Origin of the sequence: Bradyrhizobium sp. AUGA SZCCT0177, assembly GCF_018130125.1 — a bacterium.
In the GTDB taxonomy this organism is placed as follows: Bacteria; Pseudomonadota; Alphaproteobacteria; order Rhizobiales; family Xanthobacteraceae; genus Bradyrhizobium.
In genome coordinates this window covers 58310-78453 of record NZ_JAFCMA010000028.1, presented here as the reverse complement: position 1 = coordinate 78453, position 20144 = coordinate 58310, and the positions used below count along the sequence as shown (strand labels likewise).

The 20144-nt window shown below is 61.2% G+C and carries 16 protein-coding genes; 9 read left to right on the top strand and 7 right to left on the bottom strand.

Annotated elements, in window-relative coordinates; translation table 11 throughout:
* Positions 1-64: 64 nt before the first annotated feature.
* Positions 65-427, top strand: a complete 363-nt coding sequence (locus tag JQ597_RS28210) for a DUF1304 domain-containing protein (protein WP_212268748.1) — start codon at positions 65-67, stop codon at positions 425-427.
* 349 nt (positions 428-776) lie between these two features.
* Entirely contained in the window at positions 777-2003 is a 1227-nt protein-coding gene (locus JQ597_RS28205) for an ABC transporter substrate-binding protein (RefSeq protein WP_212268747.1), read from the top strand.
* Positions 2004-2066: 63 nt separating this feature from the next.
* Here JQ597_RS28205 and JQ597_RS28200 read toward each other — a convergent pair whose 3' ends face one another.
* A complete protein-coding gene (locus JQ597_RS28200; protein ID WP_212268794.1) occupies positions 2067-2492 on the bottom strand; it encodes a DUF1330 domain-containing protein in 426 nt (141 codons plus the stop codon).
* A 139-nt stretch (positions 2493-2631) separates the two neighbouring features.
* On the opposite strand from JQ597_RS28200, the gene JQ597_RS28195 reads away from it, so the two are divergent.
* Positions 2632-4890, top strand: a complete 2259-nt coding sequence (locus tag JQ597_RS28195) for a penicillin-binding protein 1A (protein ID WP_212268746.1) — start codon at positions 2632-2634, stop codon at positions 4888-4890.
* Between the two features lie 70 nt (positions 4891-4960).
* On the opposite strand, the gene JQ597_RS28190 is transcribed toward JQ597_RS28195, so the two are convergent.
* From JQ597_RS28190 to JQ597_RS28175, 4 genes are all read right to left on the bottom strand, one after another.
* Positions 4961-5812 (bottom strand): M48 family metallopeptidase, encoded by an 852-nt coding sequence (locus JQ597_RS28190; protein WP_212268745.1) that lies wholly within the window; start codon positions 5810-5812, stop codon positions 4961-4963.
* 197 nt (positions 5813-6009) lie between these two features.
* A complete protein-coding gene (locus JQ597_RS28185; protein ID WP_212268744.1) occupies positions 6010-7359 on the bottom strand; it encodes a polyhydroxyalkanoate depolymerase in 1350 nt (449 codons plus the stop codon).
* Positions 7360-7485: 126 nt separating this feature from the next.
* The gene (locus JQ597_RS28180) at positions 7486-8304 is read right to left on the bottom strand and encodes an ABC transporter permease (RefSeq protein ID WP_212268743.1); all 819 of its coding nucleotides are present in this window, start codon (positions 8302-8304) and stop codon (positions 7486-7488) included.
* Positions 8301-9092, bottom strand: coding sequence for an ABC transporter ATP-binding protein (locus tag JQ597_RS28175; RefSeq protein WP_212268742.1), 792 nt, complete (start codon positions 9090-9092; stop codon positions 8301-8303). Before JQ597_RS28175 ends, JQ597_RS28180 begins: the two co-directional genes overlap by 4 nt.
* 268 nt (positions 9093-9360) lie before the next feature.
* On the opposite strand from JQ597_RS28175, the gene JQ597_RS28170 reads away from it, so the two are divergent.
* Together JQ597_RS28170 and JQ597_RS28165 are read left to right on the top strand one after the other, a co-directional pair.
* Positions 9361-10710 (top strand): ActS/PrrB/RegB family redox-sensitive histidine kinase, encoded by a 1350-nt coding sequence (locus JQ597_RS28170; RefSeq protein WP_212268741.1) that lies wholly within the window; start codon positions 9361-9363, stop codon positions 10708-10710.
* Positions 10711-10895: 185 nt separating this feature from the next.
* On the top strand, positions 10896-11450 hold the full coding sequence (locus JQ597_RS28165; protein WP_192736382.1) for an ActR/PrrA/RegA family redox response regulator transcription factor: 555 nt from the start codon (positions 10896-10898) through the stop codon (positions 11448-11450).
* Between the two features lie 31 nt (positions 11451-11481).
* Here JQ597_RS28165 and JQ597_RS28160 read toward each other — a convergent pair whose 3' ends face one another.
* A complete protein-coding gene (locus JQ597_RS28160) occupies positions 11482-13488 on the bottom strand; it encodes a putative bifunctional diguanylate cyclase/phosphodiesterase (RefSeq protein ID WP_349628891.1) in 2007 nt (668 codons plus the stop codon).
* Positions 13489-14973: 1485 nt separating this feature from the next.
* Between JQ597_RS28160 and JQ597_RS28155 the strand changes: the two genes are divergently transcribed.
* Together JQ597_RS28155 and JQ597_RS28150 are read left to right on the top strand one after the other, a co-directional pair.
* Positions 14974-15225, top strand: a complete 252-nt coding sequence (locus JQ597_RS28155; protein WP_212037920.1) for a hypothetical protein — start codon at positions 14974-14976, stop codon at positions 15223-15225.
* 55 nt (positions 15226-15280) lie between these two features.
* The gene (locus tag JQ597_RS28150) at positions 15281-16474 is read left to right on the top strand and encodes a radical SAM protein (protein ID WP_212268739.1); all 1194 of its coding nucleotides are present in this window, start codon (positions 15281-15283) and stop codon (positions 16472-16474) included.
* A gap of 28 nt (positions 16475-16502) precedes the next feature.
* Here JQ597_RS28150 and JQ597_RS28145 read toward each other — a convergent pair whose 3' ends face one another.
* Entirely contained in the window at positions 16503-17261 is a 759-nt protein-coding gene (locus JQ597_RS28145) for an SDR family NAD(P)-dependent oxidoreductase (RefSeq protein WP_283813458.1), read from the bottom strand.
* Between the two features lie 330 nt (positions 17262-17591).
* On the opposite strand from JQ597_RS28145, the gene JQ597_RS28140 reads away from it, so the two are divergent.
* Positions 17592-18764 (top strand): ROK family transcriptional regulator, encoded by a 1173-nt coding sequence (locus JQ597_RS28140; RefSeq protein ID WP_212268793.1) that lies wholly within the window; start codon positions 17592-17594, stop codon positions 18762-18764.
* Positions 18765-18820: 56 nt separating this feature from the next.
* Positions 18821-20101: an ABC transporter substrate-binding protein gene (locus JQ597_RS28135; RefSeq protein WP_212268738.1), complete on the top strand. Its 1281-nt coding sequence runs from the start codon at positions 18821-18823 to the stop codon at positions 20099-20101.
* Positions 20102-20144: the final 43 nt, after the last annotated feature.

The window sequence follows — 20144 nt, the reverse complement described above, 5'->3', positions numbered from 1 at the left end:
ACTTTTCACGCTGACCGTGCTAGCGTCCACCCGAATTCCGCTGTCGGTTTTGGGGGGCCGCCACATGACGCTTTTCGCCAATTGTCTGGTCGCGGTGGTCGCCGCGCTGCATGTCTATTTTCTGGTGCTGGAGATGTTTCTCTGGACCAAGCCGCTGGGGCTGAAGACCTTCCGCAACACGATCGAGAAGGCAACGGAATCGGCGGTGCTGGCCGCCAATCAAGGGCTCTATAACGGCTTCCTCGCCGCCGGCCTGGTCTGGGGCCTGGTCCATCCAAACCCGGGCTTCGCGTTCCAGATCAAGGCATTCTTTCTGCTCTGTGTGATCGTGGCAGGCAGCTACGGCGCCGCGACCGTCAGCCGTCGGATCTTGTATGTGCAGGCGGCGCCCGCGGCGCTCGCATTGATCCTGCTCTGGTTGGCGTAAACGCCTGGCCGTTCTGGCTGGGCCGCTTCGTTCAGAGAGGAACTGGCGATGCCGTGTTCCGCACGGCATCGTTGTCCGTTTTCGGTATCCCGTGCGGGCTCCAATGCCCAATGTGGTGTCATTCGGAACGTGCACATGTCGATTGGATTCTTTTTGGGCAGACAGCAATTGCTGCCCTCGAATTAACCTTGCCCACGCCAGCCAGAAATCCCGGACCGTTTCAGCTTGCATCGCCTTGCATTGCAGCATCCGTTCCGCCACTATTGCAACCAGCGATGGCGTCCACCGGGTCATATTAGGTCCCAAGACAAGATCATCGGCTCAATCAACACATGAGGAAACGAGCAATATGAGGAATGGTATTTTCCATTTGATCACCGGCACGGCGCTCGCGATCGCCCTGTCGGCTTCGTCGGCCTACGCGCAGAAGAAATACGACACCGGCGCGACCGATACCGAAATCAAGATCGGCCAGACCGTGCCGTTCTCGGGCGCCTATTCCGTCTATGCCAATATCGGCAAGACGCAGGCCGCCTACATGAAGATGATCAACGACCAGGGCGGCATCAACGGCCGCAAGATCAATTTGATCCAGTATGACGACGCTTACAGCCCGCCGAAGACGGTCGAGCAGATCCGCAAGCTCGTGGAGAGCGATGAAGTCCTCCTCACTTTCCAGGTCATCGGAACCGCGGCAAACGCCGCCGTGCAGAAATATCTCAACGGCAAGAAGGTGCCGCAGCTGTTCGCCGCCACCGGCGCCTCGAAGTTCACCGATCCCAAGAACTTCCCCTGGACCATGGGCTACAACCCGAACTACTTCGTCGAGGGTCGCATCTACGGCAAGTACATTCTGAAAGAACATCCGGATGCCAAGATCGGCATCCTCTACCAGAACGACGATCTGGGTAAGGACTATGTCAACGGGCTGAAGGCGGGCCTGGGCGACAAGGCGGCTAAGATGATCGTGGCCGAGTCTTCCTACGAAGTCTCCGACCCGACCATCGATTCGCAGGTGTTGAAGATCAAGGACGCCGGCGCGACCCTGTTCTACAGCGCCTCGACGCCGAAGCAGGCGGCGCAGGCAATCCGGAAGATCCACGAACTCGCCTGGAAGCCGATCCACATCCTCGACATCAACGCCAGCCCGGTCAGCGCCACGCTGCAGCCGGCAGGCCTCGAAGCGTCGAAGGGCGTGATCAGCGTCAACTATGGCAAGGATCCGGCCGATCCGACCTGGAAGGGCGATCCGGGCCTGCAGAAGTATCTCGACTTCATGGCGAAATACTTCCCGGAAGGCGACAAGATGAACACGGTGAATACCTACGGCTATTCGACCGCTCAGCTGCTCGTGCAGGTACTCAAACAATGCGGCGATGACCTGACCCGTGAAAACGTCATGAAGCAGGCGGCCTCGTTGAAGGACGTCGTACTCGACCTCGGCCTGCCGGGCATGAAGATCAACACCGGGCCCGACGACTACCGCGTCAACAAGCAGTTGCAGATGATGAAGTTCAACGGCGAGCGTTGGGAACTGTTCGGCCCGATCCTCGAGGACGCCGGCCCGGCGGGCTAGCCTCAACTTCCATCGATACGAATGATCGGCGGTCCCTCGGGGCCGCCGATTTTTTGTGCGTTGTTATTTCGGGATTTCCCCAAACGTCTTTCCGACCGGCAGCACCGCGTGCCGGACCAGCCGCGAATCCTCCACCGCCGCCTGGCGGTGCTTCACCGCCTCGCGATACACAGGGTCGCGGATCATTTCCGCGAAGGCGGCGACACTGGGATATTCGGCGATGAAGCAATGATCCCAGCGCTCTTCCGCCGGCCCGATCAGCATCAGTTCGAACCGTCCCTGCCAGACGATCCGCCCGCCGAGCCGCTCGAACACCGGCCCGCTTTCCCGTCCATACGCCGCATAGGCTTCAGCCCCTGACGCCTTGCGGCCGTCGGGATAGGCAGCTTGTTCCCGCAGACGGACCAGATTGAGCATGTGGATCGGGCCCGGCCGGTCGTTGGCCCGAAATTGCGCGAACACTTCCTTGGTCGGATCGATGTGGCCCATGACGGCTTCCCTTGCTGACATATGCTGTTCCTTTAGCACGCGCCGCCGCACCTCCTAATCCCGCGTTAACCTCTCCGTAACCGCCCCTTAAACTGCGAACGTTAGCTTGCGGCGGGCGGGATGTGAGCAGCGTTTGCGTATGGCGTGGGGACGGAAAAAGAGCGGCGGCCGCAAGGAACCGCAATTCGGGCTCGCCGCCGCGCTGAGCGAATTGCGGCTGTCGCCGCAGGACCGCGTCCCGTCCGGCGACGACAAGCCGAAAAAATCATCCGCCAAGCGTAAACCTGAAAACGATGACGACGAGCCGCCGCGCGAGCGCAAGCCGCGCGCTGGCCGCAGCGGCGCCAAGCGCCGGTCGAAATCACGCGGTGGATTCCGCATCGGCCGGCTGTTCTATTGGGGCGCGGTGCTCGGCCTGTGGGCTGCGATCGCGATCGTCGGCGTCATCATCTGGGTCGGCGCGCACCTGCCGGCGATCCAGTCGCTGGCAATTCCAAAACGACCGCCGACCATCCAGATCGTCGGCCTCGACGGCAGCGTGCTGGCCTCGCGCGGCGAAATGGCCGGCGCCAATGTCTCGCTGAGGGATTTGCCGCCCTATCTGCCGAAAGCGTTCATCGCGATCGAGGACCGCCGCTTCTATTCGCATTACGGCGTCGATCCGATCGGCATCGCGCGGGCGGCGGTCACCAACGTCATGCATCGCGGCGTCTCGCAGGGCGGCTCGACACTGACGCAGCAGCTCGCGAAGAACCTGTTCCTGACCCAGGAACGCACCATCGCGCGCAAGCTGCAGGAAGTGGAACTCGCGATCTGGCTGGAGCGCAAGCATTCCAAATCGGAAATCCTCGAGCTCTATCTCAACCGCGTCTATTTCGGCTCCGGCGCCTATGGCGTCGAGGCCGCGGCGCAACGCTATTTCGGCAAGTCCGCCAAGAACGTCACGATCGCGGAAGCGGCGATGCTGGCGGGCCTCGTCAAGTCGCCGTCGCGGCTGGCGCCGAACCGCAACCCGGAAGGTGCGGAAGCGCGCGCCCAGATCGTGCTCGCGGCGATGGCCGATGCCAAATTCATCACCGACGCGCAGGCCCAAGCCTCGATCGGCCATCCCTCCTACAATGTGAAACCGGTCGGCGCCGGCACCGTCAATTACGTCGCCGACTGGATCGGCGAAGTGCTCGATGATCTGATCGGCCAGATCGAACAGAGCATCGTGGTCGAGACCACGATCGATCCCAAACTTCAGAGCGTGGCGGAAGCCTCCATCATCGACGAACTCGCCGCCAAGAGCGTGAAGTTCAACGTCACCCAGGGCGCGCTGGTGGCGATGACGCCGGACGGTGCGGTGCGCGCCATGGTCGGGGGGAGGAACTATGCCGAGAGCCAGTACAACCGCGCGGTCACCGCCAAGCGCCAACCCGGCTCGGCCTTCAAGCCGTTCGTCTATCTCACCGCGATCGAAGCGGGATTAACGCCTGAAACGATCCGGCAGGATTCGCCTGTTGATATCAAGGGCTGGCGGCCTGAGAACTACACCCATGAATATTTCGGATCGGTGACGCTGACCCAGGCGCTTTCGATGTCGCTCAACACGGTGGCGGTGCGGCTCGGCATCGAAGTCGGTGCCAAGAGCGTGGTGCGGACCGCGCACCGGCTCGGCATTTCCTCGAAGCTGGACGCCAACGCCTCGATTGCGCTCGGCACCTCGGAAGTCTCGGTCATCGAGCTGGTCGGCGCCTTTGCGCCGTTCGCCAACGGCGGGCTCGGGGTTTCCCCGCATGTCGTGACCAAAATCCGCACCAATGAAGGCAAGGTGCTGTATGCGCGGCAGCCGGATCAGCTGAGCCAGGTGATCGAGCCGCGGCACGTCGCGATGATGAACACCATGATGCAGGAGACGCTGCTGTCGGGCACCGCGCGCAAGGCGGAGCTTCCGGGCTGGATGGCCGCCGGCAAGACCGGCACCAGTCAGGATTTCCGCGACGCCTGGTTCATCGGCTACACCGCAAATCTCGTTACCGGCGTCTGGCTTGGCAATGACGACAACTCGCCGACCAAGAAGGCCACCGGTGGCGGCTTGCCGGTCGAGGTCTGGACCCGCTTCATGCGATCGGCCCACCAGGGCGTGCCGGTTGCGAACCTGCCGAAATCACAGGCCGGCGGCGGTGGCCTGCTCTCAAATCTGTTCCCCGCCTCGCAAGTCAACGCGCCGCCACAGCCATCGTATCAGCCATCCGCGCAAGCGCCGGTGCCGCTTGCACCGATCCCCTCAGGCGGCGGCTATCGCCAGCCACCGACGCGCACGTCGGCGCCACCGCCCAATCCATCGGCACGCCCGGAGGCGGCCGCGGGACTGGATGGATGGCTGATGGACCGGGTGTTCGGCGGAAATCGCTAGACCGCAGGCGGCAGACACAAAATCGCGAAAACAACCCCATGCAAAGTAGAATGGGGCCCGGTTCTCCGACTTAGTCCTCGACCCCGTAACGGTGCAGGTCGTTGCCGTGGGTGTCGAGCCAGGACTTCGCGCGCTCGACATGGCCGCAGACTTTCGCGACGACACGCCAGAACCGCGCCGAGTGGTTCATCTCGACCAGATGCGCGACCTCATGGGCGGCGAGGTAGTCCAGCACATAGGGCGGTGCGAGGATCAGCCGCCAGGAAAACGACAATGATCCGGCCGAAGTGCAGGAACCCCAGCGGCTCGATTGATCGCGGATCGACACCCGCTTGACCCTGACGCCGAGTTCTTCCGCATAGGCCAATGATGCCTTGTGCAGATCCTTGCGCGCTTCACGCTTGAGATAATCATGGACGCGGCGGTCCATGTGGTCGGCGCCGCCGGCGACGCAGAGAACTTTCTCGCCGCTGTCGCGGGTTTCGGTCCACACCGTGCCGCGCTCGCCGGCACGATGCACGATGCGGTGCGGAACACCGCGGAGCGGTACCACTGTGCCAGCTTGAAACGGTGCGGCCTTCGGCAGGCGACCGAGACGTGCGGCGATCCAACCGCCATGAAGCTGCGCAAAATCCTTTGCTTCCGCCAGCGTGCCGCGCGGCGGCATGGTCAGGATCGCCTCGCGATCGGTCGGATGAATGCGTAACGTGTAACGGCGCGCGCGGCGGTGCCGACGCAGCCGAATCGCAAAGAATTGCGAGCCGTGTTTGACCAAAAGAGTCGCGGGTTCGGCGGGCCGCCGATAGAGGAGGGCGCGAGTAGCCATGTCTGACAGTCCGGGGGGCAAGAGTTCGCCCGGATTCTGCCATAACCGCTGCCACTCAAGCCGCCACTGAAACCGTTCGGCGCAAAAACAAATCATTTGCCCAATATACAGGGGCTGGACTCTATTCCGCCCCTACCGGCAGGGGCTGGAACCAAAAATTTCCGGCTGAATCCAGCCTCACTCCTCGTTGAAAAAATGAAATGTTACTCATTCCTTCAGCACTGCGCGAATCCAGATTCTTTTAATCGATTCAGCAACTTAGTTGAGCCGCAAAATCGATGCTGGAATCGACACTATTCAGCAGCCCCAACCAATTTATCTGATGCAGCGACCAATTTCGGCTTGGTATTGGCCGAAGACAGCATGAAATCGGAAATGCGCGGCACGATTTCGGAGCGGAACCGCGAACCGTTGAACACACCGTAGTGCCCGACGCCCTTTTGCACGTAATGCACGCGGCGATGATCGGGAATCGACGTGCACAGCGAGTGCGTCGCTTCGGTTTGTCCAAGACCGGAGATGTCGTCGTTCTCGCCTTCGACCGTCATCAACGCGACGCGACGAATCTTGGACGGATCGACCAGCTTGCCGCGATGGATCATCTCGCCCTTGGGCAGCGCATGCTTGACGAACACGACGTCGACGGTCTGCAGGTAATATTCTGCGGTCAAATCCATCACCGCGAGATATTCGTCATAGAATTCGCGGTGCTTGTCGACCAGATCGCCGTCGCCCTTCACCAGATTGCTGAACAGCGCCTTGTGGGCGTCGGTGTGACGATCGAGATTCATCGTGATGAAGCCCGAAAGCTGCAGGAAGCCAGGATAGACGTCGCGCATCACGCCGGGGTGCGGGAACGGCACCTTGGTGATGACGTGGTTGCGGAACCATTCGATACCGCGCTCGGCGGCGAGATTGTTCACGGAGGTCGGATTACGGCGGGTGTCGATCGGGCCGCCCATCAGCGTCATCGACAGCGGCACGAAGGGATCGTTGGCGCCTTCCATCACGGAAACGGCTGCCAACACCGGCACCGAGGGCTGGCACACCGCGATGACATGCATGTTGCCGCCGAGCACGTGCAGCATCTCGATCACGTAGTCGACATAGTCGTCGAGATCGAAGCGGCCTTCCGCCAGCGGCACCATTCGCGCGTCGGACCAGTCGGTGATGTAGACTTCATGCGTCGGCAGGAAGGCTTCGACGGTACCGCGCAGCAGCGTTGCGTAGTGACCGGACATCGGCGCCACGATCAGCACCCGCGGCTGCGGACTGCGCAGCGGCCGCGTCAGCTTGCGATCGAAATACAGCAAACGGCAGAACGGCTTTTCCCAGATCGAGCGAACCTCGACCGGGGTGCGAACGCCGTTCACTTCGGTCGTGTCGAGGCCCCAGTCGGGCTTGCCGTAACGGCGCGTGGCGCGCTCGAACAATTCGCAGGCCGCGGCGATCGATTTGCCGAATTCGGTGTGCGACCACGGGTTAAGCGGGTTCTGAAACAGGATCTTCGTGGCATCAGTCACGGCGCGGGCCGGATTGAGCGACGCGTGGCCCATTTCGTACATCCAGTACATCGGCGTCGTAAGTGCCGGACTGCCTTCGGCCACCAGTGGCGGTGCTCCGCCAAACTCACCAATCGGCATTGAATTCTGATCCCTCTTTTGCGCCGCAACACAGTGCCGAATGCGCAATAATGCGTCAATGCACACCTCCGTATATATACGTAGAGAAATGGCCAAAAACCTCAGAAATACACGGGAATTTGTGACTTATTCGCCACCCCCGAGCAAAGAACCGTGGTGTTTGGCGCTGCGCAAAAGGGCAAGAAAGATCGCAAATGACGCGATAAACAGCACCGCGTTGATCGCGAGCGACCACACCATCAGGTCGGTCCGGAACACGTGGTCGATCAACAGCGCGCGCATGCCCTCGAACACGTAAGTCGGCGGCAGCGTCCAGGCGAGATATTGCAGCCAGACCGGCAGCACCGACACCGGGTAATAGATGCAGGCGAGCGGCATCAGGCCGAACATCAGGGTCCACACGATGCTCTCGGCGCCGAGGCCATTGCGCAGCACCAGACCCGACACGAAGATCCCGATCGACCAGCTGGTGAAGATCAAATTGCAGAAGAACGCGATCAGCGGCAGGCCGATGGCGAAAAAATTGAAGTCGAACCAGAACAGCGCCAGCAGCGTCATCGGGATCACGCCGATCGCAAGCCGGATCAGGCTCATCACCATCAGCGAGATCAGGAACTCGATCGGCTTCAGCGGGCTCATCATCAGATTGCCGATGTTGCGCGCCCACATCTCCTCGAGGAACGAGATCGAAAAGCCGAGCTGGCCGCGGAACAGGATGTCCCACAGGATGACGGCGCCGATCAGCGAGCCGCCGGCCTGAGCGAAAAAACTCGACGTCTGTGAAATGTAGTTCTGCAGGAAACCCCAGGTGATGATCTGCAGCACCGGCCAGTAGATCAGCTCCAGAAGCCGCGGCCAGGACGACATCAGCAAATACCAATAGCGCAGCACCATCGCGTTGATGCGGTGCACCGAAATTCCGTGATGAACGGCAACCCCGCTCATGGCGCGCCTTCCCTCACCCGCCCGCGTGCGACGTCGAGGAAGACTTCTTCCAATGTCGCACGGTTGTAGCGCGCCATGATCTGATCGGGACTGTCGTCATCCTCGATCCGGCCGCGTTTCATGATGATGACGCGGTCGCACAGCCGCTCCACTTCCAGCATGTTGTGCGATGCCAGCAATATCGTCGCGTCATGTGCCTTGCGATAATCCTGCAGATGCTGGCGCACCCAATCGGCCGTATCCGGATCGAGCGAGGCCGTCGGCTCGTCGAGCAGCAACAGTTGAGGCTGATTGATCAGCGCTTTGGCCAGCGCAACGCGGGTCTTCTGGCCAGCGGAAAGTTTGCCGCTGGCGCGGTCGAGGAATTCCTCGAGATCAAGATCGGCGGCAAGCTGAGCGATGCGCTCGCGCAGGTTCTCCACCGCATAGAGCCGGCCGAAGATGGTGAGATTCTGCCGCACCGTGAGCCGCATCGGCATGTCGACATAGGGGCTTTCGAAATTCATCCGGCCCAGCACCTCGGCGCTTTGCTCGGGCATCGGATGTCCCAGCACCTGGATGCGGCCCGACGTCGGCAGCACCAGCCCCATGATCATCGCAATCGTCGTGGTCTTGCCGGCGCCGTTGCCGCCGAGCAGGCCGGTGATACTGCCACGCGCGATGCGAAACGAGACATTATCCACCGCGCGGGTGGTCTTGTAGAGTTTGATCAGATGCGCGACCTCGATCGCGGATCCTGCCGGATCGACTGCGGGCAGCGGCATTGGCGCGGCGTCATTATTGACCATTTGGCCCTGTTCATTGGGCTATTGCAGCGGCTAGTGCAAGAAGGTCGTCATGCCCGGACACAGCCGTCCGAAGGACGGCGTCGCTTCCGCTCGCCTATGTCCCGGGCATCCACCACTTTCTTTCTTGCAGCCAAGACGCGGATGGCCGGGGATAGGCGAGCGAAAGCGACGCCGTCCTTCAGACCGCTACGCCCGGCCATGACGGAGAAATACCGACGGAATCGGGCGCGAATTTGTGATCGCGGCGCCACGCGGCTAAAGTTGCGGAATGACTGAAATTTCCAGCTCCGATTTTCGCCATCCACTCCGCCACGTCCGTCTCGATACGATATTGCGGCTGCGCTGGCTGGCGGCGCTCGGCCAGCTCAGCGCGATCTTCATCGTGGCGCACGGGCTGGAATTCGACGTTGCCATTATTCCTTGCGTCGCCATTGTCGGCCTCTCGGCGCTGGTCAATCTCGCACTGCAGATCGCGTTCAATCCGATGCAGCGGCTGGAACCGGTCTATGCGGCCGCATTGCTTGCGCTCAACATCGTCGAACTTGCGGCCCTGCTGTTCCTCACCGGCGGGCTGCAAAATCCGTTCTCGTTCCTGTTCCTGGCCCCCGTCCTGATCTCGGCGACGGCGCTGCCGATCCGGCTGACCATTGCACTTGGTGTGCTCGCGGTTGCCTGCGCCTCCGCACTGGTGTTTTTCCATCTGCCGCTGCCGTGGGACAGCGACGATCCGCTGGTGCTGCCGCCGATCTACCTGTTCGGCGTCTGGCTCTCGATCCTGGTCGCGATCGGCGTCACCTCGCTCTATGCGTTCCAGGTCACCGAGGAGTCCCGGAAACTGTCTGACGCACTGGCCGCCACCGAACTGGTGCTGACCCGCGAGCAGCACCTTACCCAGATCGACGGCCTTGCCGCCGCTGCCGCGCACGAACTCGGCACGCCGCTGTCGACGATCTTCCTGATTTCGCGCGAACTCGAAAAGACGGTTGACGGCAACGAACAGCTCGCCGGCGACCTCAAAACCCTGCGCGAGCAGGCGCAACGCTGCCGCGAAATTCTGGCCAAGATCACCCAGCTCTCCTCCTCCGGCGCACCGTTCGATCGGATGCCGCTGTCGACGCTGATCGAGGAAACGGTTGCACCGCACCGCGATTTCGGCGTCGCCATCAAGGTGCGGCTAGCGGTCGCAGCGACGCGTGAGCCGGTCGGCGCCCGTAACCCCGCCGTCCTCTATGGCGTTGGCAACATTCTGGAAAATGCGGTCGATTTCGCCCGGACCACGGTCGAGGTCAACGCCTGGTGGAACGCCGATACGGTCGAGATGATCATTTCCGACGACGGCCCGGGCATCGCCCCCGCCATGCTGAAACGCATCGGCGAGCCCTATTTATCGCGGCGGCGCAGCACCGATGAGGACCAAAGCGCGCGGGCCGGCCTTGGGCTCGGCATCTTCATCGCCCGTACCCTGCTGGAGCGCACCGGCGCCAAGGTCTCGTTTACCAACCGGACCTTTCCCGATCACGGCGCTGTGGTACAAATCGTCTGGCCGCGCGAACGCTTCGAAGCGGACGACACGGCGGCCGATAATGCCTCCTGGAACGGTTCCGGGGATACGGAATGACGGCCTGATCGACTTTAGAGGGCCTTGGCAGCGCCTTCGCGTCACGCCATATCTAGTTGTCTGTTTGACGCGTTTTCTGCCGCAGGTAAGTCTACGCAATCTGCGTAAACTTGATTGCTATGCGAACCGGTAACCACTTCGCTTGAGAACGCTATAGTATTGCTGCAACCGGGGGATACCCGACCTTGAACGCCATCACCGAACTGAACGACCTCACCGACCGCTCGCTCTTGATCGTCGAGGACGACAAGCCGTTTCTGGAGCGCCTGTCGCGCGCGATGGAAAGCCGCGGCTTCGCCGTGACGTCGTGCGATACCGTGTCCGACGGTCTCGCCCAGATCGGCCGTTCCGCGCCGGCTTTCGCCGTGGTGGATCTGCGGCTCGGCGACGGTAACGGGCTCGACGTGGTATCGGCGCTGAAGCGCAAGCGCCCCGAGGCGCGTGCGATCGTGCTGACCGGTTACGGCAACATCGCCACCGCCGTCACGGCGGTGAAGATGGGCGCGGTCGACTATCTCTCGAAGCCCGCCGACGCCGATGACGTGGTCGCCGCGTTGCTCGCCAGCGGCACCGAGAAATCCGAACTGCCGGCGAACCCGATGTCGGCGGACCGCGTGCGCTGGGAACACATCCAGCGGATCTATGAAATGTGCAACCGCAACGTCTCGGAGACCGCGCGGCGCCTGAACATGCACCGCCGTACCCTGCAGCGCATTCTGGCCAAGCGCGCGCCGCGGTAATTTGCCGGCAGGGATCGGCGGCTTCGGTCCTTCAGGCTACTTCTCGATGAGGAGCATCCGCAGGCAGCGGATACATGTCCTTGAACGGCGACGGCTTCCCGATCGCATACCCCTGCGCATAGTCGACACCGACTTCGCGCAGGGCTGGGAGTATCTCGTCGTTCTCGACGAATTCGGCAACCGTGCTCTTTCCCATCACCTTGGCGACGTGAACGATCATTTCGACCATCGCCCGGTCCATCTTGCTGTTCAGCATTTCCCTGACGAAGCTGCCATCGATCTTGATGTAGTCGACCGGGAGGTGCTTCAAGTACGAGAAGGACGACATACCGGTGCCGAAATCGTCAAGTGAGAAGCGGCAGCCCAATTTCTTCAACGCCTCGATAAACCGTTTGGCGCTGTGCATATCGGCGATCGCGCTGGTTTCGGTGATCTCGAAACAGATCATTCCGGGCGGCACCCGGTAAATATCGAATTGCCGGCGTACATATTCAACGAAATCATCGTCGCCGAACGTCGCGCCGGAGAGATTGATGGCGCAGCTCGATAGTTGAGTCGGTTCGGAGCAACTCAACCGTTCGGCGATCAAGGCAAATGCGTTTCGGATGACCCAGCGATCGATCAGCGGCATCAGGCCGTAGCGCTCCGCCGCCGGCATAAAGCTGCCGGGCTGGACCAATTTTCCGTCTTCGTCGCGCAACCTGAGCAGCAACTCGACATGGGAACGATCCTGCTCAGCCTTGTTGAGCGAGCGAATTTCCTGCGCGAACAGACAGAACCGTTGTTCGTCAAGCCCGTTCCTGATCCTCTGCACCCAGGCCATTTCACCGACGCGTTCGACCAGTTCAGCATCGCTGGGATGGTAGACCTGAATGCGATTGCGTCCCTTCTCCTTTGCCATGTAGCAGGCCATATCGGCCGCCCGCAGCGTTGCCTCCATGGCATTGGCCTCGGCGACATGCACGAGACCGACGCTGACGCTGATATTGAAGGAGCATGCATTCCAGACGAACCTCAACTCCTGCACGGCAAGCCGGAGGCGTTCCGCAATCGCGACCGCCGAACCGGCGTCGCAGTCCTGCAACAGAACGCCAAACTCGTCGCCGCCCAATCGCGCCAGCAGGCCGGCGCCGCGAAGATTCTCCTGCAGCAAAGCCGACGTATGTTTTAGCAATTGATCCCCGGCGGCATGACCACAGGTGTCGTTGACGACCTTGAACTGGTCGAGGTCGAGGAACATCAGGGAATGCTCGCTGGGCTGATCGGACAGCCGGTCGAGCGCCGCTCCAAGGCGGGTTTCAAATTCGCGACGATTGACCAGGCCCGTCAAGGCGTCATGCGATGCCTCCCAGGACAGCTTTGCGAGGAACTCCTGTTCGGCAGCCTCGAAGCGCATTCGTTGCTTCAGCATTTTGCGCGTATGCCAGACAATCAGCGAAACCAGCGACATTGCCGTCAGCAGGTTTGCCACCGTCAGCACGGACTTGAGAAACCGCGAGCCTTCTCCAAGATTCTCCGAGAAGGCGCTTGCATGGGGCGCGAGCCGCCGATCGATGAAATCGATTTGCTCCTTGTGGAAGGCTGCACGCCCGCCGACCGCGGGACCGCTGGACAACTCCTCATGCAGGAGGTCGCCAAGCGACACCAGCTGATCCAGAAATGGATCTGTCCCTCTCCAGTGCCGGATCGCCGTTTTGACATATGGGCCGCGCTGGAAATAGCGGAAGAGCCGGATCATTCCTGGAATATCGGCGGGATGATTTCCGCCTCCCAGGAGGCCGTCCCGGGCGGCATCCAGATCGGGGGTCGGCTGCTCCAGCGCACGTCGCGCGACCCGGTCGCTGAGCGGAACGGCGATCGCCTTCCTGAACCGGTCGAAGGACTCTTCGTCAGCGGTCTGGGAATAAACCGAGAGAAAGTGGATGGCGTCTTTTTGGCTCTTCGACCACATGCCCTCGCCGCCGACAAAGGCGCGAACCGACGAGAGCAGCTCCAGACTAAGGCCGGCCAGAAGCCCCTGAAAAATCACAACCGCCACGAAGGGCGCTACAAGCCGCAAAAGGCGATTTTTGCCGCGCGTGGGACCCATCATTTGCGGTGCCTGATCTGTCCTTACGCGCGAAACCGCGCGACGTTAGGGCCTGCTTTCGTTTGGGCCCGATTGCGTTGCCTTTTGTCTGCTGACCGCGCCGGTGTGGCGCTCAAACACCTGATGTCCGCAGTACCGGCAGGCTGTACTATTGGAGTAGGACGGCTTAAGATCGCGTGCGGCAGGCCCCACGCGCGATATCTAAGATCGATCGTAGTGAAGGGCATGTGAACATCTCGACATCCAATTGCATTTCAGTTTCATCGAATGCCTTTGCCCGCGAGTGCGGCGATCAGAGTTCCACCACCGGAACTTGATGCGCATTTCGATTCAGTCTTCAAAGAGCAGACATGACTTCGCGATCTCGCCGCTGCTACGCGCGAAGTTTTGCAAGAGACCTTTCGCCATCTGAAAACAGAGGGCGCAGGGAAGACCGGGTGCGCGCTGCACCCGCGGTCTCGCGTGCGGTTTGCACAAAACAAAGTGCACACGAGCATACAGGGCAGCGGAGAACACCCGGCCTTCCCTGCGCAATGGCTTTACGGCTTATGCCGTGCTCTCCCCGGAGACGAGTTCTTGGTTGACTCCGTCGCTGCCGTTCAGCTCTCGCCTACCCGACAGCTTGACGCCTGCAACGGGCGCCAGGACCACACGGTTTTGCCGTACGCCCATCCACGCCGTCGTCGAGGCGTAAACCAGCGTCCACCGCAACCCGTCCAACGTCCGTGACGACGGCCGACGCCCTTCTGAGTGGGACGGGATGGGCGAATATATGCCCCTGATTTGCGTTCTGGTAAACAGAAATATTTTTTATTTCGGGGCTTGACATGATTTCCGTAAAACCGAACTGATTTGCCCGTCGGGCAGACTCAAGACGGGGTCGGCGCTCAAAATCAACTCACCTCCTGCAGGGCACGCTGATGCTTTCCCCAGCCGATCATCGGCAAGCCGCGACAAGCTGGTCGAATTCAAGCGGGAGCGAATTCTCGACGACTCGAACTGCTCAATGCGGACGGCGGACTGATCATCGGCTGACGGTCCCGATCCCCGTGGTCGGTTTCACCAGCCATTGATCCACCCACATATACCGCTGGAAGCAGACCCAGCTTGATCCCGCGGGAGAATCCCTCTCCAAGGCATGCCGGATGTTGGCCCAGTTTAAAGTTTGCGCCCCCAGACCAGGCATCTGCGCATCTGCAGCATTTTCGGACTTAAGAAGAGGATAGGGAAAGCAACAGGATAGCGGCACGGCCGCCGGCCGCTCTCGTACCCCATCGATCAACTTCAAGATGAAGTACCCCAAACCTTCTTTGAACGAATAGTTCGCCACATTGCCGCGACAATGGAATTGGTATAATCTCCTGCTGCTCAGCTGATTGATACACCAGCCTTCGTTCGACCCTTTTACTGCGTCGCAAGAAAACGGAGCACAGCATGCCGATTACCACGCTGAAGGTTCTATCGACTGTCCTGCAACTGCATGGGCCGGGCGCAACGATCCAGAGCGATCATCAGGGCATCGAGGCGTTGCTGAGTGATCTGCGTGGGCAAAATGGTGTCACACCGACCGAGGTTTACTTCAGACGCGGTTTTGTTCGCGGCGGCGGAGGCTACGGTGGTTTTCGTAGAGGCGGCGGATACTACGGCGGTGGCGGATTCCGCCGGGGCGGATTTATCCGGTACTAGGCTTTTCCAGTACTAGCTTTGCTTCGTGGTTTCCTTGGGGCCATCCGGTATCGGCATGTCGGCTGACGCAACAGATGCTTTGGCAGATGCGGTCGGCTTCCAGGAGCAGCCGATCTCGCAGTTGCTTGTCAAGGTTGCCTCGCGATGCAACATCGACTGCTCCTATTGCTACTGGTTTCGCGACGCGGCTGTTTATGACAAGCCGAAGCTGATGAGTGACGACGTGCTGCAGCAATTGTTGCTGCGCATCGAAGAGCACGTCGCCAGGTATTCCCTGATCGATTTCCCGATCATTCTGCACGGCGGCGAACCCCTGCTGTGGGGAGTTGAAAATTTCCACCGTTTTGCCGAGGCCTGCGAAGGCATTTCGTCACGGACCGGTTGCGACATACCGATCGCGGTAACCACCAATGGCGTGCTGATCGACGATGAATGGCTGGACTGTTTCGAGGCGCGCAACATTTCCGTCGCGATCAGCCTGGATGGGCCCGAACACATTCACGACATTCACCGCAAGACGTTTCAGGGCACCGGCACCCACGCCGCGGCGGAACGGGCCGCACGCATGCTTGCATCGCGCGACATCGGCATGACCGCCCTCGCCGTCTGCAATCCCGCCTACCCGCCAGAACAATATGTCGAGTTTTTCGCAGAATGCGGAATTTCCAGCTACGACATCATGATCCCCGACGCGACGGTGGACGAGACCCCCGCATCCGTTGGTTCGTTCTACAACGGCCTGTTCGACCTGTGGCTGGAGGCCAACCGGATCAAGCCCACGGCCAACATCCGGATCATCAGCGACATGATCACCGCCATGCTCGGCAACAATTCGCCGACCGAGGGCGTCGGCTACAAACCTATCGAACTCTGCACGGTCATGACCGACGGTTCCGTCGAGGCGCACGATGTGCTGCGGATTGCCGGCGACGGCCTCACGCAGACCAAGTTCAATATTTTCGAGCATGCCATCGACGACGTCAGGAACGAGCCGCGCTGGAAAGCCGCGCGCGATGCTTCCATCCAACTTGCCGCGAAATGCCAGCAGTGCAAATTCATGAACGCCTGCGGCGGCGGCTACCTTCCGCATCGCTTCTCCAAAAAGAACGGCTACGACAATCCGTCAGTCTATTGTGACGACCTCTATTCGATGTTTGAGAACATGCAATCGGTACTGGCTGACCATCTTTACGTCAGCAAGCCGGACGGGGAACGCCTCGACGTGCGCGACGTACTGGCTGGCGCCTAGGCAGATACGCCTGGCTCAAAATCGTCCTTCACACTCTCCCGCCGTCGACGACATAGTGCTGACTGGTGCACGCGCTCGCTTCTTCCGAGGCCAGGAACACCACGACCCGGGAGATGTCGTCCGGGTAGAGTTTGCGCTTGAGGCACTGCGCCTTCATCAGATCGGCCTCGCCTTGCGGCGTCACCCATTTTTCGATCTGACGCTCTGTCATGATCCAGCCGGGAACGACGGCGTTGACGCGGATATTCCAGGCGCCGTAGTCGCGCGCGAGCCCGCGCGTCAATCCAAGCACGGCCGACTTCGAAGCGGTGTACACCGGCATCCCGCCCTGCGCGGTCATCCAGGAGATCGATCCGAAGTTAACGATAGCGCCGTCTTTCCCGGCTTGCATGTCCGGCAGGACGGCTTGAGCGGCAAAGAACTGGTGCTTCAGGTTGACGGCAATTCTGTCATCCCAATATTCCGGCGTGACGCTCTCGACCGAATGCCGGTCATCATGCGCCGCGTTGTTGATCAGCACGCGAATCGGCCCAATGCCGGCCCTGATCCGGCCGATCGCGGCGCGTAAATGATCGATATTGGTCACATCGCAATATTCATATCGGACTGCAAATCCCTGTGCAGCGAGTTCATCGACCAACCGCGTTGAAGGATCTCTGGCGATGTCCAGAAAACCGACTTTGGCCTTCTGCCGCGCGAAGGCACGCACGATCGACGCGCCTATCCCCGACCCACCGCCCGTGACCAGGACAGACTTGCCCTCGAGATCTGGATAGATTGCAGCCATCAAGTGATCCACCGTTATTGGACGCGGCGTCGATGCCGGATTTTATTTTGATTTCAAGGCCCGCTGTACGGCGACAGATAGACCACAACTATTCGCGTTCGTCATCTCGGCGCAGCTCGCAGCGGCGGCATATCAGTTGTGCGGCAATGCGGGTTTGCGAAGGGCGCACATGATGCAGATCAATGAGCCGCCAGCTTCGGACCAAACGTCTGCGCCCTCGATTTTGCTGCCGCGCACACAACACATGCCTTGAGCCGGCAAGCGCCTTGACAGTTGAAATGTTTCGCGCGCACATTCTTACACTAAGTAAGAATGACGACAGGGACGGAAATGCCGGAGCAGCCGAGAAGTCGGCGGCAGACGCGTGCGGCCATTCTGGGGCATCTGCTTCAGTCGGGCGGCATGTTTCGACCGCCTTTGGCCAGGGCCGTGCGCCTCTCCGAGGCGAGCCTGTCGCGCATCCTGTTTGATCTGAAGGCGGAGGGCCTGATCGAGGAAGTGAGGCGGCCGGCGCCTTACTTCGGTGGCCCGACCGCTTTGGTATCTCTCGACAGCTCGGTAAGGCTGGCCGCCATCGAGCTGACCGGCGAGCGGCTGACCGTTGGGGTCGGCGGGCTTTCCGGCGAGCTGCATTATACCGAACGTCTGCCTCTGCCGAAATCGCCGACCGTCAAATCCGTCAGCCGGCTGTTTCACCAGACGCTGCAATCGCTGCAGGACTGGACGCGGCAGCATCGGGTTCAGCTCTCGCAGATCGGCGTTTCGGTCCCGGGGCTTGGCCGGTTGAGCGAGCTCGTCAATCCGATCATTCCGTGTGACGTCAAGCGCGTTCGCGGCATGCTTGGCGAGATGTTTGCGGACGTGCCGGTCGCGATCACCAATTCGGTCGTGGCGCATGCCACGTTTCATCGCTGCCACACGGAAGATTATCCGTTTGCCGGCCCGCACCTGTTCGTCTTTGTCGGCCAGGGCGTCGCAGGCGCCTGGATGGACGACCCGATCGAGGCCGATGCGTTGCAGCCGGTCGAACTCGGCCACATGGTGTTCGGCGATGGCGGTCCGCCCTGCCGCTGCGGCCACCATGGCTGTGTCGAGGCTTATACGTCGCTTCCGGCATTGGCCGGGCTTCTCGGTGTTGGCGAGCCGGAATTGCTGCAGCTCGGCGATGAGTGGGTGAATGCAATTTCGATCTCCGCCCGCGTGCGACAGGAACTGAGGCGCCGACTGTTCCGGCTTGGCCTTGCGATCGGCAATACGCTGAACGTCAAGCCTTGTGCCGGCGTGGCCATCAGCGGCTGGCCGTCTGTTCTCGCGGAAGCAGATCGAAAGGCGTTGATCGACGGGATCGATGCCTGCGTGATGGGCGGGCGGAAGTTCGCCCAGGTATCACTCGCTTTCGTGCCGCCCTCGAGCGGCAATGATCCGAATGCCGCGCTGGCCTTTGCAGCCTGCTGTCTGGCTTGCCGGGGTGGCATGCCGGTCTCATCGGCGGAGGCCGCTTGACAAGCAATGAACGACGCGGCCAACGCGTCAAGGTTTGAAACCGGGAGGAACGTACCATGCCAATGATCACAAGGCGTCGTCTGCTCGCTGGATCCGCTGCCGCGCTCGCGCTGCCGGCGTTTGCCCGCGCCCAAGGCGCCAAGCCGCGCCTGACCGCGATCTCGCAATGGTCCGCGGGAAGCGATGGCGCGGCCATCACGGCGCTCGGTAAGAAATTCGAGGAGAGGGGCGGCGTCTGGCAACATTCGCCGGTTCCCGGGTTCACCACCGAAATGATGAACAAGCTGCGCGCCCAGATCATGGCCGGCGATCCGCCGGCCTGTTCGCAGCTCAAGGGACCCGAGATTGCGGCCTGGTCGAAGATCGCCCCGACCGTGAGCCTCGATGAGCTAGTCGCTGCCGCCGGCTACGAAAAGGTCGTTGCCCCGGACCTTGCGAAACTGCACAAGCCCGGCGGCAAGTGGATTGCGCTGCCGTTGCAGATCTACAGCACCAACATGCTGTTTCTGTCCAAGCGCGCGATGGACAAGGCCAAGGCCGACAAGATCCCCGTCACATGGGCAGACTTCAACGACCTGGCCGAAAAGATGAAAGCGGGCGGGGTCGCCTATCCCATCGCCAACGGCGGCACCCGCCCCGATGACGGGCAGAAGTTCGAGGCCTCCCTGGCAGGCATCAGTCCCGCCGCATACCGCGCAGCCATCATGAACCTCGACAAGAAGGCCCTCGAGGGCCCCGAGGTCAAAGCCGCGTTCGTGCAGGTACGCAAGATCGCCGACTGGATGGACCCCAACGTCGGCGCCCAGCACTTTTCGACCAACCTGAAGCGCTTCGTCGACGGCGACATGGGCATGATGATCATGGGCGGGTGGGCGCAGGGCGTGTTGCGCAATGCCGGTTTCAAGTTCGAGGACTTCATGATTGCTCCCGGCCCCAGCGACAACGGCAAGCCGGTGTTTCTGTTGAATGCCGACGCGTTCATATTCTGGCAGCGCAAGGAGCCCGACCTGCAAGCCGGCCAGGCGCTGATGGCCCAGCTCGTCATGGATCCCGCCATCCAGACCATGTATTCGCAGATCACGGGATCGATACCCGTGCGCACCGATGTTGATCTTTCCGGCGAAGGCTGGTCGGACGGTCAACGCCGAACCGCAGCAGCTCTGAAAGACGCGATCGCCAGTAATCAGGCGGTCCTCAGCGTCGCGCACAACATGGCACAGGAAAACGGCCTGACCGCTGCGTTGATCGACGTGATCACGGAGTATGTGAAGAACAAGACGATCAAGCCCGAGCAGGCAGTCACCCGCCTCGCCGAGGCCGTCGAGAGCGCGCGTTGACAGACGCCGCGGCACCGCGAGCAGGGCGGCCGACGACACCTGA

Coding starts and splice junctions, on each gene's coding strand:
- JQ597_RS28210 (WP_212268748.1), top strand. CDS start 65: ATGACGCTTTTCGCCAATTGTCTGGTCGCGGTGGTCGCCGCGCTGCAT.
- JQ597_RS28205 (WP_212268747.1), top strand. CDS start 777: ATGAGGAATGGTATTTTCCATTTGATCACCGGCACGGCGCTCGCGATC.
- JQ597_RS28200 (WP_212268794.1), bottom strand. CDS start 2,492: ATGGGCCACATCGATCCGACCAAGGAAGTGTTCGCGCAATTTCGGGCC.
- JQ597_RS28195 (WP_212268746.1), top strand. CDS start 2,632: ATGGCGTGGGGACGGAAAAAGAGCGGCGGCCGCAAGGAACCGCAATTC.
- JQ597_RS28190 (WP_212268745.1), bottom strand. CDS start 5,812: ATGATTTGTTTTTGCGCCGAACGGTTTCAGTGGCGGCTTGAGTGGCAG.
- JQ597_RS28185 (WP_212268744.1), bottom strand. CDS start 7,359: ATGCCGATTGGTGAGTTTGGCGGAGCACCGCCACTGGTGGCCGAAGGC.
- JQ597_RS28180 (WP_212268743.1), bottom strand. CDS start 8,304: ATGAGCGGGGTTGCCGTTCATCACGGAATTTCGGTGCACCGCATCAAC.
- JQ597_RS28175 (WP_212268742.1), bottom strand. CDS start 9,092: ATGGTCAATAATGACGCCGCGCCAATGCCGCTGCCCGCAGTCGATCCG.
- JQ597_RS28170 (WP_212268741.1), top strand. CDS start 9,361: ATGACTGAAATTTCCAGCTCCGATTTTCGCCATCCACTCCGCCACGTC.
- JQ597_RS28155 (WP_212037920.1), top strand. CDS start 14,974: ATGCCGATTACCACGCTGAAGGTTCTATCGACTGTCCTGCAACTGCAT.
- JQ597_RS28150 (WP_212268739.1), top strand. CDS start 15,281: ATGTCGGCTGACGCAACAGATGCTTTGGCAGATGCGGTCGGCTTCCAG.
- JQ597_RS28145 (WP_283813458.1), bottom strand. CDS start 17,261: ATGGCTGCAATCTATCCAGATCTCGAGGGCAAGTCTGTCCTGGTCACG.
- JQ597_RS28140 (WP_212268793.1), top strand. CDS start 17,592: ATGCCGGAGCAGCCGAGAAGTCGGCGGCAGACGCGTGCGGCCATTCTG.
- JQ597_RS28135 (WP_212268738.1), top strand. CDS start 18,821: ATGCCAATGATCACAAGGCGTCGTCTGCTCGCTGGATCCGCTGCCGCG.